This is a genomic window from Massilia atriviolacea, from assembly GCF_003953935.1.
Lineage (GTDB): Bacteria > Pseudomonadota > Gammaproteobacteria > Burkholderiales > Burkholderiaceae_D > Telluria_A > Telluria_A atriviolacea.
Window position 1 is genome coordinate 1 of the sequence record NZ_RXLQ01000020.1, and the last position, 13768, is coordinate 13768.

The window sequence follows — 13768 nt, forward strand, 5'->3', positions numbered from 1 at the left end:
GGCACTACGAAAACTGTATCAGTTTTAAATCGCCGCTGACAAATACACCAAAAATATTTGCTATAGGCAATAGTGCCGTACGCGGCACATGGGTTCCGTACCACTCGGGCATATGCGCCACTTACGCTCAACCCGACTTGTTGACGCCGGTGAAGACAAGCGAGTTTATTCAACGTGCACTTGCCCACCCCACCGACGTCCTGGACGGGCCCTTGATTGTGTACCTCCATAGCAATCTAAAGCGCATCTACAGTGGAATCAAACTTCAGCACTGAGGAGGAAATTGCCGAGTAAACTGCCCTGCTTTGTACGAAAGCGCCATCGTGGGACGGAGAGATACGTCTACCTGGACCACTTCATCTTGCAATGCAGGTTGCGAAAGATCACCCTGCGATCGCCATGCAGCGCCGGGCGTACGCGTGACGCCGGATAGTGAGTCGGCGGGACATTTCTCGTAGAAGAAAACCAGTTTTGAGTACTTTTTGAGCACTTATGAAAAAGGGCCGGCAACATAAGTTGCAAGCCCTTGATTTCAAGCAGAATTTTGGTGGGAAGTGCAAGTTTCGAACTTGCGACCCCTGCAGTGTGAATGCAGTGCTCTACCCCTGAGCTAACCTCCCGAAGCGGGGCGTATTATGACACAGCTTTCGCAAAAGGTCACGCTTCTGCGTAATTTCTCCAAATACAGTTGCCCTTGACCGCCTTGTCCAGCCCGCCCAGCACGCTTTCGTGCTCGGCCAGCTCGTCCGCGCTGGCGGCCAGCACGATCACGTCGGCCAGCGCCACCGCCTCCAGCAGGCCGCCACCGCCCCCGGCTTCTTCCTCGACATCCATGGACAGGCTGTTCTGCCCGCGCGTCATCGACAGGTAGACATCGGCCAGCAACTCGGCATCGAGCAGCGCGCCGTGCAGCTTGCGGTGCGCGTTCGAGACGCCATAGCGGTCGCACAGCGCATCGAGCGAGTTGCGCTTGCCGGGGTGCATTTCCTTGGCGTTAACCAGGGTATCGATCACCCCGCTGCAGTGCTCGGTAAACGACGGCAGTCCGAGCAGCTTGAATTCGTTATTCAGGAAGCCCAGGTCGAACGGCGCATTGTGGATGATGACTTCGGCGCCCTGGATATACTCGCGCAATTCCTGGGCGATCTCGGCGAACTTGGGCTTGTCGCGCAAAAATTCCGTGGTCAGGCCGTGGACCGCCAGCGCGCCCTCTTCCGAATCGCGTTCTGGGTTGATGTAACGGTGGAAGTTATTCCCCGTCAGCATACGGTTGACCAGTTCGACGCAGCCGACCTCGATGACGCGGTCGCCCGTGCGCGGATTCAGGCCGGTGGTTTCGGTATCGAGAACAATTTGACGCATGGCAGTCCGGGTGAAGAGTGAAACAAGGCGCGCAGTATACCAAAGCGCGGCGCAGCTTAGCGGCGGACGGTTTCCACGCCCCGGTTGGCCAGCACGTCGGCGCGCTCGTTGCCCGGATGCCCGTTGTGTCCGCGCACCCATTTCCATTCCACCGCATGCTGCGCCTGGGCCAGGTCGAGCGCCTTCCACAGGTCTTCATTCTTGACCGGCTCCTTGGACGCGGTTTTCCAGCCGCGCGCCTTCCAGCCGTGGATCCATTCCGAAATACCCTTCTGCACATACTGGCTGTCGGTATGCAGCACCACTTCGCACGGCCGGTTGAGAATGCTGAGCGCCTCGATCACGGCGCGCAGCTCCATGCGGTTATTCGTCGTATTCAATTCGCCGCCACAGATTTCCTTCTCGTGACCGTCGGCCACCAGCAAGGCGCCCCAGCCGCCGGTGCCCGGATTGCCCTTGCACGCACCGTCGGTAAAAATCTCTACTTTGCTCATCCTGACTTTCTCTGTCTTTACTTCCGGTTGGTGGCGGGCACCGCTTGCGGCGCCGTCGCCGATTTCTTGTTCCAGGCAGGACCGATCATGGTCATGCCCTTGACGCGCTTGATCGCGTGCACCATGTAGACCGCGCCCAGATACGGCCACCAGCGCTGGCCGGCCGGCTCCATGAAGGCGTAGCGCTCCAGCCACTGCGCGGTGCGGCAGGGCGGCGCATAGCAGCCGAAATGGCTGCGGCTCACGCCCAGGTTCAGCAATTTTAACCAGTCTTTCATACGCGGCATAGAAATGAATTCCCCCGCCACCGGCAGGTAGGACGAGCGCGTCACCCGCCGCAAGCCCTGCCGCATGCCCCACAGGCTGGCCGGATTGAAGCCGCAGATGATCAACTGGCCCTCGGGAATAAGGACCCGTTCGACCTCGCGCAGCACCTGGTGCGGCTCGGCGGCGAACTCCAGCACGTGCGGCATCACCACCAGGTCCAGGCTTTGCGAAGCGAAGGGCAGTTCGGCAAAGTCGAGCGCCACGGCAATCTGGCGCTTGCCCGAACCGAGCGCGACCTGCTCGCGCGAGGACGTGCGCGTTGCCGCCTGCCACTTGTTGGGCATGCGGTTGGCGGCCAGCGCATCGATCTGCGGCAAGCCGATCTGCACCGCGTTATAGCCGAAAATATCGGCCGTCAGCTCGTCCAGGCAAGCCTGCTCCCACGCGCGCACGTAAGCGCCGGCCGGCGTCTGCAACCAGCCGTCGAGCGCTATAATGGACTTTTCCGATGCCGCGCTATCCATGCCTATTCCTTTGCCGACACCTTCACTATGACGTATCCGACGCAGCGCCCCTTGAGCGTCCTCGCCGTCCCCGCGTTCAAGGACAATTACCTGTGGCTAATCCATGATGGCGTGCACGCCGCCGTGGTCGACCCCGGCGACGCCGGGCCCGTCATCGCGGCCCTGGACGCGCATCATCTCACGCTCACCGCCATTTTACTCACCCATCACCATGCTGACCACATTGGCGGCGTACCGGACCTGCTCGGGCACGCTCCGGTACCGGTGTACGGACCGCGCGCCGAGGCCATCGCCACGGTGAACGTGCCGCTCGGCGACGGCGACCTGGTCGAGGTGCCCGGCCTGGCGCTGGCCCTGCGCGTGCTGGCAGTCCCCGGCCATACGCTCGGCCATATTGCCTTCGTGCGCGAACAGTCGGCCGAACACTGGCTGTTCTGCGGGGACACCCTGTTCGCCGGCGGCTGCGGGCGCCTGTTCGAAGGCACGCCGGCGCAAATGCGCGCCTCGCTCGCCCGCTTCCTGGCCATGCCAGGCGACACCGCCGTGTACTGCGCGCACGAATATACCTTGTCGAACCTGCGCTTCGCGGCCGCCGCCGAACCGGGCAACGCGCTGATCGCCGAGCGCATCGAGGTCGAACGTGCCAAGCGCGAACGCGGCATCCCCACCATCCCCTCGACCATCGGCCTTGAAAAAGCCACCAATCCGTTCCTGCGCGACGAGCAGCCAGCCATCGTCGCCAACCTGGTCGCGCTCGGCAAACTCGACCCGCAGGCCGCGCCCGGCGCCGCCTTCGCCGCCCTGCGCAGCTGGAAAAACACCTTCTAGCCTCGCCAGGCAACGGTGCGACACAGCGCATGACGCGACGGCGCCCCGGCGCCGACCGTACCGCTATCGATGCGCCGGAGCGGGAAGGGGAATTTTTGTCGAATCCGCAAAATTCTTTCTTTCGAGCTACTTCGGTAACGTATACTGCATGCTGGTGTCTGCCCACGTGCGTGGCTGCTTACAAATTAACCGGACCACGCGTCCCCGCTGTACGCAATGACTACTCTCTTTTCGACCGCCTGGCGCCGGCTGCGCGCGCGCGGGCTTTGGTGGCCGCTGTCTTTACTGCTGTCTTTACTGCTGCTGGCGGCAGCGGCGCCGCGCGCGCTAGGCCATGGCGCCGATGCGGCGCCCGCCACTGCCGGCCTGTTCGAGCGCTACGACAGCGGCGGTCAATACGACATGACGCCGATCACGCTCTCGCAGCTGGAAGACCAGCTGCGCCGCCCCGAGCTGCAAGCCTCGGCCGGCAAGGGCGCCATCGCGGTGCTGTACCCGAACGTGTCGGAACCGTTCCGCGGCGCCTTCATCGGCATGATCCAGGGGATCGAAGAACGCACCCGCCTGCGCGTGCGCAGCTATGCGGTCGACGCCCGTATCGATGCCGCCGACCTGAATGCGCAGCTCAAGCGCAGCGGCACCCGGGTCGTCATCGCGCTCGGGCGCCAGGGCCTGAACGTGGCCGCCGCGCTGGACCGCGACATCGTGGTGCTGGTGGGCGGCGCCCTGCTGCTGTCGGACGCCGAAATCGTCAACCTGAACGGCATCAGCCTCACGCCCGATCCGGCCCTGCTGTTTACCCGCTTGCGCACCTTGCTGCCCGAGATCCGGCGCGTGCTGGTGGTCTACGATCCCAGAAAAACCGAATGGCTGCTGCGCATCGCACGCGAGGCCGCCCGCGAACAGGGGCTGGAACTGGTCTCCCACGAAGCGCGCGACCTGGCCCAGGCGGCCCAGGTCTACACCGCGCAATTCGCGGCCGCCGACAGCCGGCGCGACGCCGTCTGGCTGCCGCACGACACCACCACCGTCGAAGAAGGCACCCTGCTGCCCCTGATCCTCAAGCAAGCCTGGAACAGCGGCGTGCCTATCTTTTCCAGCAATGTGCTGCATGTGAAAAAAGGCGCGCTGTTCGCCATGAGTCCCAACAATGTGGAACTGGGCCGCTCGCTGGCCAGTTCCGCCGAGGGCGCGATCGCGGGCGAACTTAAAAAAGGCGTGCAGCCGCTGCGCGAACTGTACACCGCCATCAACCTGCGTACCGCCAGCCACATGGGCCTGACCATCGGCCACCAGCAGCAGCGCACTTTCGACCTTATCTATCCGGAGCCCTGAGTCAATGTTTCACGATTTCCTTCGCCGCACCGGGTTCCGCCGCCAGCTGACCGTCCTCGTCTCGGCCGCCATTCTCGGCCTGGCGCTGTTTTCGTCGCTGATGAATTCCTGGGAAGCGCGCACCCGCATGCGCGACTACTTCCTGGAACAGGGCGAACGCATCGCGGAAAACCTGGCGCGCCAGAGCACCCTGGCGCTGCTGTATCACTCGCCGGAAAACGCCCAGGACGTCGTCGCCACCACCCTCGCCTTCCCGGATGTGCTGAGCGTGCAGATCAGCGACACGCGCGGCACCGTCATCCTTTCCAGGACCCAGGCCGGGGCCATGCCCGCCGCCGACGTCAAGCCCGTCCCGGCCGGGCCGCAAGCCCGCCTCGCCGGCGAAACCAGGCAAGCCTGGCGTTTCAGCGCGCCGGTGTTCGGCGGCCAGGGCATCGCCTCGCCGTTCGACCTGCAGGAGCCGCCCAGGCAACTGCTCGGCCACGTGCACGTGGCCATCGCCAAGGACACCCTGAACCGCCTGACGCTCTCGCTGCTGGTCGGGAACCTGGTCGTCACGCTGTCGTTCGCCGCCATTTTGCTGGCGGTGGTGCGCCTGATCACGCGCCACATGATCAACCCGCTCAACGCCCTGTCGCGCCTGATGCGGCGCGCCGAGGGGGGCGAATCGGGCATGCGCGCCGAGCCGGCCGGCCCGCGCGACCTGATCGACATGGCGCTCGCCTTCAACAAGATGATGAACGTGCTCGAACAGCGCGAAGCGGAACTGAAGGACTCGCGCGACGCGGCGGTGAGCATGGCGCTGGTCAAGGCGCAGTTTGCCGCCACCGTCAGCCACGAAGTGCGCACCCCGCTCAACGGCGTGGTCGGCATGCTCGACATGCTCAAGGAGATGAGCCTGAACAAGCGCCAGGCCGAATGCGTGGACGTGGCCTGGAATTCCTCGCGCACCCTGATCGACCTGATTAACAATATCCTCGACTTCTCCAAGATGGAGGCGGGCAAGCTGTCGCTGGAAGAAGTCGACTTCGACCTGCCCACGCTGCTGGAAGAAGTCATCGAACTGGTGGCCAAACAGGCGCAGGTGCGCGACGTCGAACTGGGCTACCTGCTGGCGCCGGACGTGCCGCGCTGGGTCAACGGCGACTCGCTGCGCCTGCGCCAGGTGCTCATCAACCTGCTCGGCAACGCCGTCAAGTTCACCGAGCATGGCGAAGTGGCGGTCTCGATCGCGCTGGCCGACGGCCCGCTCGACGGTCCGCAGCGCGGCCTGCGCTTCGAAGTGCGCGACAGCGGCATCGGCATGAGCGCCGACCAGCAGCAGCACCTGTTCCAGTCCTTCGCCCAGGCCGACCCGTCGACCACGCGCAAATACGGCGGCACCGGCCTGGGGCTGGCGATCTGCAAGCAGCTGGTCGAACTGATGGGCGGCGCCATCACGGTCGACAGCGCGCTCGGCGAAGGCACCGCCTTCACCTTCGACATCGTCTGCAAGAGCGCCCTGCAGGAAGTGCCGGAAGCGGCCCATCCCGAGCTGGCCGGCCTGCGCGCCATCGTCGTCGACGACAGCCAGATCGTGCGCAGTTTCGTGGCCCGCACCATGGACCGCCACGGCATCGACTGCCACGCCACGCGCTGGGGCGGCGAAGCGCTGCTGCAGCTCAAGGTCGGCGCCGGCGAGGCACGCCCGTACGGCATCGTCATGCTCGACATCGGCGCCCTCGACGACGACGGCAACGACCTGGCCGGCCGCATCGCCGCCGAGTGGCCCGGCACCCTGATGCTGATCCTCGACCGCTTCGGCACGCCCTCGGGCGGCACCCTGGTCGACGGCCATCCCTCGCTCGGCAAGCCGCTGCGCGAAGAACGCCTGCTGCAGGCGCTCAAGGACGTGCTGGCCGGCGCCAGGGCGCCCGCGCCGGCGATCGCCAGCGCCCTGGCCGCGCCGCCGCGCACCTCGTTCCGCATCCTGGTGGCCGAAGACAACCGCACCAACCAGATGGTCGCCGCCGGCATGCTGGCCATGAACGGCTGCGCCTGCGAGTTCGCCGCCAACGGACGCGAAGCGCTGGAAGCGGCGCGCACCAGCAGCTTCGACCTGATCCTGATGGATTGCAGCATGCCCGAGATGGACGGCTACGAAGCGACCGCGCATATCCGCGCCTTCGAACAGGGGACCGGCCGGCGCACGCCGCTGGTGGCGATGACCGCCAACACCCAGCGCGGCGACGCCGAAAAATGCCTGGCCGCCGGGATGGACGACTATCTGGCCAAGCCGATCACCCTGTTCGAACTGCGCCAGAAGCTCGACCGCTGGCTGCCGCGCGGCGAAGAGCAGCGCAGCGCGCAGGCGCCGGGCGAGCATGCCGCCGGCAACAGCGACAGCCCGATCGACCAGGCCATGTTCGTCAAGCTGCGCGAAATCATGGGCTCCTCGCTGGCCCAGGCGATCAGCCCCTTCCTCGAAGACACGCCGCAATACCTGCTCGACCTGGAAACGGCGGCCCACGGCGGCGACGGCGAAAGCGCGCGCGCCAAGGCGCACGCCATCAAGGGCTCGTCCGGCAACCTGGGGGCGACCCACCTGGCGCAGCTGGCCAAGGAAGCCGAAGACCATGCCATCGCCGGCCGTCCGGAACTGATCGTGCCGCTGCTGGCGCGCCTGCGCGTGGCCTACAATGCGGTGGCCAGTGCGCTGGCCACCGAAGTGACCGGCGGCGACAGCGCCGGCCAGGGCGGCGCCGACGACGTGCCGCAGGTGCTGATCGTCGACGACGACCGCAGCACGCGCAGCACCTTGCGCTACACTTTGCAGCGCGACGGCTTCAAGGTCGAAGAAGCGGCCGACGGCGCCCAGGCCCTGATGATGCTCAAGCGCTTCCAGCCCGACGTGGTGCTGATGGACGCGGTCATGCCGGTGATGGACGGCTTTACCGCCTGCGCGCGCATGCAGGAGCTGCCCGGCGGCAGCGGCATTCCGGTGCTGATGATCACCGCGCTGGAAGACAATTCCTCGGTCGAGCGGGCCTTCGCGGCCGGCGCCAGCGACTATATTCCCAAGCCGATCCACTACGCGGTGCTGTCGCAGCGGGTGCGCCGCATCATCGAGGCCAACCGCGCCGAAAAGCGCATCCGCCACCTGGCCTTCAACGACCTGTTGACGGGACTGCCGAACCGCACCCTGTTCTTCGACCTGCTCGGGCAGGCGGTCGACCACGCGCGCGTGGGCAAGTCCCAGCTGGCGGTGCTGTTCCTCGACCTGGACCGCTTCAAGTACGTCAACGACAACCTCGGGCACGACGTGGGCGACCGCCTGCTGGTGGCGGTGGCGCAGCGCATCCGGCGCGCGGTGCGCAGCATCGACATGGTGGCGCGCCTGGGCGGCGACGAATTCACGGTGGTGCTGGGCGACGTCGACGGCCCGGCGCCGGCGGCGGCCGCCGCGCAGACCATCTGCCGCGTGCTGGCGGCGCCGTTCCAGATCGACGGCCACGATATTTTTGTCACCGGCAGCGTCGGCATCGCCATGTATCCGTTCGACGGGCTCGATGTGCCGACCCTGGTCAAGCGCGCCGACAGCGCCATGTACCGCGCCAAGAAGACCAATACCGGCTTCCAGTTCTACGAGGCCTCGATGGAACAGGCGATCTCGGAGCATGTGCGGCTCGAAAGCGATTTGCGGCGCGCGCTCGAGCGCGGCGAACTCGAAGTGTTTTACCAGCCGCAGGCGCGCCTGGACAACCAGCGCATCATCGGCATGGAAGCGCTGGTGCGCTGGAAGCATCCGACCCGCGGCATGGTGCCGCCGGTGGAATTCATTCCGCTGGCCGAGGAAACCGGTTTGATCAATCCGCTCGGCGAATTCGTGCTGCGCACCGCGTGCGCGCAGCTCAAGGCCTGGATCGACCAGGGCTTGCCGCCGATGCGGGTGGCGGTCAACCTGTCGGTGCGCCAGCTGCTGCAAAAGAATTTTGCCGATACGGTCGAAGCGGTGCTGGTGGCCTCAAGCCTGCCGCCCGCACTGCTGGAGCTGGAAATCACCGAGAGCACCCTGATGGAGCACGCCCAGGATACGCTCAAGGCCCTGCACCGCCTGCGCGGGCTGGGCGTGCGCCTGTCGATCGACGATTTCGGCACCGGCTATTCGTCGCTGTCGTACCTGAAGCGCTTCCCGGTCGACATCATCAAGATCGACCGCTCGTTCGTGGCCGACGTGCCGCACGACGCCGACGACGCGGCCATCATCGCCGGCATCATCGCACTGGCGCACAGTTTAAGGCTGGAGGTGGTGGCGGAAGGCGTGGAAACCGAGGCGCAGCTCGATTACCTGCGCGCGCAGCGTTGCGACCTGCTGCAGGGGTGGTACCTGGCGCCGGCCATGCCGGCGGAGCAGTTTGCGGAGTTGATCATCAAGCGTGAAGCGATGGCGCTGCGGGTTTGATCGCTTTCCCGCCGCCTCGACGCATGGCGCCGACCGCCACACTCATCGCCGTCGTTCCCGGCCTTGGCGGCCGCCTTGGCGCGGGAACGACGTGTCGGTGGGACTAACTACTCAAATCTCTTCGTACAGCGGCAAGGTCAGAAACTCCGCAAACGATTCCGAGGTCGACATCTCTTCGAAAATCACCGCCGCGCGCGCATAGGTCGGGTTATCGCCGTTCGGCGCGACTTCCTTCACCTTGGCCAGTTCTTCCGGAATCATGGCCTTCACCATCTCGGCCGTGACCTTGCGGCCATCGTCGAGCACACCCTTGGTCGAGCGAATCCACTGCCATACCTGCGAACGGCTGATCTCCGCCGTGGCCGCGTCTTCCATCAGGTTGTGGATCGGCACGCAGCCATTGCCCGCCAGCCAGCTGCCCAGGTAATGAATCCCCACGTTGATGTTGTAGCGCAGGCCCGCTTCGGTGATCGGCGCTTCCGGCTTGAAGTCGAGCAGCTCGGCCGCCGTCACGTCGATATCGGGACGCTGCTTGTCGATCTGGTTCGGCTTGTCGCCCAGGACCTTCTTGAATTCGCCCATCGCCAGCTCCACCAGGCCCGGATGCGCGACCCAGCCGCCGTCGTAGCCGTCGCTCGCGTCGCGCGCCTTGTCGTTGCGCACGCCGCCCATGGCGATCTCGTTCTTCTCGCGATCGTTCTTGATCGGGATCAGCGCCGCCATGCCGCCGATGGCCGGTGCGCCGCGCTTGTGGCAGGTCTTGAGCAGCAGCAAGGCGTAGGCGCGCATGAACGGCGACGTCATCGTCACTTTCGGGCGGTCGGCCAGGCAGAAGTCCTTGTCGAGCTTGAACTTCTTGATGCACGAGAAGATGTAGTCCCAGCGTCCCGCATTCAGGCCGGCGCTGTGCTCGCGCAGTTCGTACAGGATTTCATCCATCTCGAACGCGGCCAGGATGGTTTCGATCAGCACGGTTGCCTTGATGGTCCCCTGCGCCAGGCCCAGTTCCTGCTGCGTCATCACGAAAATATCGTTCCACAGGCGCGCTTCGAGGTGCGATTCCATCTTCGGCAGGTAGAAATACGGACCGGCGCCGCGCGCCAGCTGCTCCTTGGCGTTGTGGATCATGAACAGGGCGAAGTCGAAAATCCCGCCCGAGACGCGCTTGCCGTCGACCAGCACGTGCTTTTCGTCGAGGTGCCAGCCGCGCGGACGCACCACCAGGGTCGCGATCTTCTCATTGAGCTTGTACACCTTGCCGTTCTGTTCGAGCGAGATGGTGCGGCGCACGGCGTCGCGCATATTGATCTGGCCCGTGATCTGGTTGTCCCAGTTCGGCGTGTTGGAGTCTTCGAAGTCGGTCATGTAGCTGTCGGCGCCCGAATTGAAGGCGTTGATGACCATCTTGCGCTCGACCGGGCCGGTGATTTCGACGCGGCGGCATGCCAGCGCCGGCGGAATCGGGGCGATTTTCCAGTCGCCGGCGCGAATCTGCGCCGTTTCCGGCAAAAAGTCGGGACGCTCGCCGGCGTCGAGGCGCCTGGCGCGCTCCACCCGCGCCGCCAGCAGTTCCTGGCGGCGCGGCTCGAACGCGCGCGTCAGGCGCGCCACCAGCGCCAGCGCTTCGGACGTGAGGATCTGTTCGTAACCGGGCTTGATCTCGGCGGTAATTTCCATGCCGGCGGGAAGTGTCAGTGTCATGCGTGCTCCTGTAGAGGTAAAACTGCAAAATTGGCGATTCGTCTGTCATCTAGTATATTCACTGACTGGTAGCTAAACGAGACAAAAAATACATTCATCTGTGCGTTTTTGTCATAGATAAAGGAGTGGCACGTGGGGCAGTTCCGTCAGATATCCACCTTTGTCGAGGTCGTCGCGCGCGGCAGCCTGTCGGCGGCGGCGCGCGCCGAAGGCATCGCGCCGGCCATGATCGGGCGCCGGCTCGACGCGCTCGAAGCGCGCCTCGGGGTCAAGCTCCTGCAGCGCACCACGCGCAAACTGGCATTGACCGACGAAGGCGCGGCCTTCCTGGAAGACTGCCAGCGCATCCTCGGCGAACTCGAAGAGGCCGAATCGGCGGTGGCCGAACGCAGCGCGCGCGCCAGCGGCCACCTGCTGGTGTCGGCGCCGGCCGGTTTCGGGCGCCAGCACGTGGCGCCGCTGCTGCCCTCCTTCCTGGCCGAACACCAGGACGTCACGCTCAACCTGAACCTGAACGACCGCGTGGTCGACGTCGTCGGCGAAGGGGTGGACGTGGCGATCCGCATCGCCAGCCTGTCCGATTCGAGCCTGGTCGGCGTCAAGCTGGCCGACAACCAGCGCGTGCTGGTGGCCTCGCCCGCCTACCTGAAACGGCACGGCGTTCCCGAGACCCTGGCCGACCTGGCGCGCCACAACTGCCTGGCCATCAGCAGCGAAGGCAGCCAGCGCGGCTGGACCTTCCGCGACAACGGCAAGCTGCTCACGCTCAAGGTGGCGGGCAATATGGTCTGCAACGACGGCGAAGTGCTGCACGACTGGGCGCTGGCCGGCAAGGGCCTGGCGTGGCGTTCGATGTGGGAAGTGGGCAGCGAGATCGAAGCGGGGACGCTGTGCACGGTGCTCGACCGCTTCGCCGCGCCCGGCAACGATATCCACGCGGTGTTCGCGCAGCGCCGCCACCTGCCGCTGCGCATCCGCGCCTTCGTCGACTTCCTGCGGCGCACCTACGCCCGGCCGGATTACTGGCGCGCCCGGGCCGGCGCCCCATAACGCCATCGGCCCGCGCGAGGCGGGCCGACGAAAACGCGGACAAAAAAAATCCCCGGAAACCGAGGATTTTTTGTCGTTGACTCAGCGATTAGATTGGCTGAATGTTCGAAGCTTGCTTGCCTTTAGGGCCAGCGGTGACTTCGAAAGAGACGCGCTGGTTCTCTTGCAAAGATTTGAAGCCGTTCGACTGGATCGCCGAGAAGTGAGCGAACAGATCTTCGCCGCCTTCGTCAGGGGTGATAAAGCCAAAACCCTTCGAATCATTGAACCATTTTACGATGCCAGTTGCCATTACAATTTCCTATTTCAGTTAAGTTGGGCTTGCGCCCGTTTTAGATCGTTTGAAGAAGCAAGAAAGAAATGACAGACAGACTGCACTACTACCTCGAATCACAACGATCCCGCATTATACCGAATAAAACACAAAAAACACGTTCTCTGCAAAATAAACTTCCCGCAAGCTGTAGAAATTCAGAATTTCAATTTTTGCAGCACCGGTTTTGCATCGGCAGTCCGACAAATATAGAACATCAGGACCGCCGAAGTTTGCGCTAGATCAAACGATACGCCCACTTGACCTTGCATGCGCGCACAATTGGCAAAAAACTACGTGGGTTGTGGTTTTCCGGAGGATTCAGTCGGCCTGGCCGGGATAGCTCGCCGCCTTCGGGTCCAGGCGCGACCACGCGATGTACTCGTCGAGCGCATGCAGCCAGTCGTTCCAGTCTTTCGGCGCGATCAGCTCGAACGCCATCAGCACGCGCAGGCGCTGCTCGAGCTGGCGCGCCTGCGCCCCGAAGACCCGGAAGCCGAAGGTGGCGGCCGAGCCGGCGATGGTGTGCAGGCTCTGGTGCAGCTCCTTGACCAGGGCCGCGTCGGCGCTGGCCGGGTCGAACTGCGCGCGCAGTTCTTCCAGGCGCGCCAGGGTGGCCGGCACGCTGGCGGCGAACTTCTCGTTGAGCGCGTGCAGGCGCGCAAAAAATTCCTGGTCGATCAGCGTGGCCATCGCGTGCCGCTTACTTGGTGCCGAAGATGCGGTCGCCGGCGTCGCCCAGGCCCGGCACGATGTAGGCGTGCTCGTTCAGGTGCGAGTCGAGCGAGGCGACATACACCTTGACGTTCGGATGCGCGTCCTGCACCACCTGCACGCCTTCGGGCGCGGCCACCAGGGCCAGGAAGATGATCTGTTCGTCGGTCACGCCGCGTTTCTTGAGCACGTCGATGGCGTGCACCGCCGAGTTACCGGTGGCGACCATCGGATCGCACAGGATGAAGATGCGGTCGGTGGTGTCGGGCAGGCGCACCAGGTATTCGACCGGCTTGTGGGTGTCCGGGTCGCGGAACACGCCCACGTGGCCCACGCGCGCCGACGGCACCAGTTCCAGCAGGCCGTCGCTCATGCCGATGCCGGCGCGCAGGATCGGCACGATCGCCAGCTTCTTGCCGGCGATGACGGGCGCGTCGATGGTCACCAGCGGGGTTTCGATCTGGCGCGTGGTGAGCGGCAGGTCGCGCGTGATTTCGTAACCCATCAGCAGCGTGATTTCCTTGAGCAGCTCGCGGAAGGTGCGCGTGGAGGTGTCGCGCTCGCGCATGTGGCTCAGCTTGTGCTGGATCAGCGGATGATTGAGGATGAACAGGTTGGGAAAGCGCGGATCTTGTTTCATGGAGTTCGATTCAGTCGTTGTTGTTGTGGCTTGTAGCCGTATTATCCCGCAAACCGAGCGCTTGTCCGCATTTTGCGGCAATTTCGCCGTGCAGCGCCC

General features: G+C 64.6%; 13 protein-coding genes and 1 tRNA gene. 6 read left to right on the forward strand and 8 right to left on the reverse strand.

Annotated elements, in window-relative coordinates:
- Together EJB06_RS32720 and EJB06_RS33150 are read left to right on the forward strand one after the other, a co-directional pair.
- The coding region (locus EJB06_RS32720; protein ID WP_229427310.1) for an RNAseH domain-containing protein at positions 1-275 on the forward strand (275 nt) is incomplete at its 5' end.
- A 25-nt stretch (positions 276-300) separates the two neighbouring features.
- Positions 301-423, forward strand: coding sequence for an RNaseH domain-containing protein (locus EJB06_RS33150; protein ID WP_370660155.1), 123 nt, complete (start codon positions 301-303; stop codon positions 421-423).
- A 122-nt stretch (positions 424-545) separates the two neighbouring features.
- Here the strand turns inward: EJB06_RS33150 and EJB06_RS26895 are convergent.
- The 4 genes from EJB06_RS26895 to EJB06_RS26910 all read right to left on the reverse strand — a co-directional run bounded on the left by EJB06_RS26895 (position 546) and on the right by EJB06_RS26910 (position 2647).
- Positions 546-620, reverse strand: a tRNA-Val gene (locus tag EJB06_RS26895).
- 37 nt (positions 621-657) lie between these two features.
- Entirely contained in the window at positions 658-1362 is a 705-nt protein-coding gene (gene dnaQ, locus EJB06_RS26900) for a DNA polymerase III subunit epsilon (protein WP_126077118.1), read from the reverse strand.
- A 56-nt stretch (positions 1363-1418) separates the two neighbouring features.
- On the reverse strand, positions 1419-1856 hold the full coding sequence (gene rnhA, locus EJB06_RS26905) for a ribonuclease HI (RefSeq protein WP_126077119.1): 438 nt from the start codon (positions 1854-1856) through the stop codon (positions 1419-1421).
- 17 nt (positions 1857-1873) lie between these two features.
- Entirely contained in the window at positions 1874-2647 is a 774-nt protein-coding gene (locus EJB06_RS26910; RefSeq protein ID WP_126077120.1) for a class I SAM-dependent methyltransferase, read from the reverse strand.
- A 27-nt stretch (positions 2648-2674) separates the two neighbouring features.
- Here EJB06_RS26910 and gloB point away from each other — a divergent pair, with 27 nt between their 5' ends.
- The 3 genes from gloB to EJB06_RS26925 all read left to right on the forward strand — a co-directional run bounded on the left by gloB (position 2675) and on the right by EJB06_RS26925 (position 9251).
- Positions 2675-3475, forward strand: a complete 801-nt coding sequence (gene gloB, locus EJB06_RS26915) for a hydroxyacylglutathione hydrolase (RefSeq protein WP_126077121.1) — start codon at positions 2675-2677, stop codon at positions 3473-3475.
- 216 nt (positions 3476-3691) lie between these two features.
- Positions 3692-4810 (forward strand): ABC transporter substrate binding protein, encoded by a 1119-nt coding sequence (locus EJB06_RS26920; RefSeq protein ID WP_126077122.1) that lies wholly within the window; start codon positions 3692-3694, stop codon positions 4808-4810.
- Between the two features lie 4 nt (positions 4811-4814).
- Complete coding sequence (locus EJB06_RS26925) at positions 4815-9251, forward strand: EAL domain-containing protein (RefSeq protein WP_126077123.1); 4437 nt, start codon at positions 4815-4817, stop codon at positions 9249-9251.
- Between the two features lie 111 nt (positions 9252-9362).
- Here the strand turns inward: EJB06_RS26925 and aceB are convergent, their stop codons facing one another.
- Positions 9363-10952, reverse strand: coding sequence for a malate synthase A (aceB, locus tag EJB06_RS26930; protein ID WP_126077124.1), 1590 nt, complete (start codon positions 10950-10952; stop codon positions 9363-9365).
- Between the two features lie 132 nt (positions 10953-11084).
- On the opposite strand from aceB, the gene EJB06_RS26935 reads away from it, so the two are divergent.
- Positions 11085-12002: a LysR family transcriptional regulator gene (locus tag EJB06_RS26935; RefSeq protein ID WP_126077125.1), complete on the forward strand. Its 918-nt coding sequence runs from the start codon at positions 11085-11087 to the stop codon at positions 12000-12002.
- Between the two features lie 88 nt (positions 12003-12090).
- Here EJB06_RS26935 and EJB06_RS26940 read toward each other — a convergent pair whose 3' ends face one another.
- The 3 genes from EJB06_RS26940 to upp form a co-directional block, all read right to left on the reverse strand.
- Positions 12091-12294, reverse strand: coding sequence for a cold-shock protein (locus EJB06_RS26940; RefSeq protein ID WP_010398811.1), 204 nt, complete (start codon positions 12292-12294; stop codon positions 12091-12093).
- A 342-nt stretch (positions 12295-12636) separates the two neighbouring features.
- The gene (locus tag EJB06_RS26945) at positions 12637-13008 is read right to left on the reverse strand and encodes an Hpt domain-containing protein (protein WP_126077126.1); all 372 of its coding nucleotides are present in this window, start codon (positions 13006-13008) and stop codon (positions 12637-12639) included.
- A gap of 10 nt (positions 13009-13018) precedes the next feature.
- Positions 13019-13669: a uracil phosphoribosyltransferase gene (upp, locus tag EJB06_RS26950; protein WP_126077127.1), complete on the reverse strand. Its 651-nt coding sequence runs from the start codon at positions 13667-13669 to the stop codon at positions 13019-13021.
- Positions 13670-13768: the final 99 nt, after the last annotated feature.

Coding starts and splice junctions, on each gene's coding strand:
- dnaQ (WP_126077118.1), bottom strand. CDS start 1,362: ATGCGTCAAATTGTTCTCGATACCGAAACCACCGGCCTGAATCCGCGC.
- rnhA (WP_126077119.1), bottom strand. CDS start 1,856: ATGAGCAAAGTAGAGATTTTTACCGACGGTGCGTGCAAGGGCAATCCG.
- EJB06_RS26910 (WP_126077120.1), bottom strand. CDS start 2,647: ATGGATAGCGCGGCATCGGAAAAGTCCATTATAGCGCTCGACGGCTGG.
- gloB (WP_126077121.1), top strand. CDS start 2,675: ATGACGTATCCGACGCAGCGCCCCTTGAGCGTCCTCGCCGTCCCCGCG.
- EJB06_RS26920 (WP_126077122.1), top strand. CDS start 3,692: ATGACTACTCTCTTTTCGACCGCCTGGCGCCGGCTGCGCGCGCGCGGG.
- EJB06_RS26925 (WP_126077123.1), top strand. CDS start 4,815: ATGTTTCACGATTTCCTTCGCCGCACCGGGTTCCGCCGCCAGCTGACC.
- aceB (WP_126077124.1), bottom strand. CDS start 10,952: ATGACACTGACACTTCCCGCCGGCATGGAAATTACCGCCGAGATCAAG.
- EJB06_RS26940 (WP_010398811.1), bottom strand. CDS start 12,294: ATGGCAACTGGCATCGTAAAATGGTTCAATGATTCGAAGGGTTTTGGC.
- EJB06_RS26945 (WP_126077126.1), bottom strand. CDS start 13,008: ATGGCCACGCTGATCGACCAGGAATTTTTTGCGCGCCTGCACGCGCTC.
- upp (WP_126077127.1), bottom strand. CDS start 13,669: ATGAAACAAGATCCGCGCTTTCCCAACCTGTTCATCCTCAATCATCCG.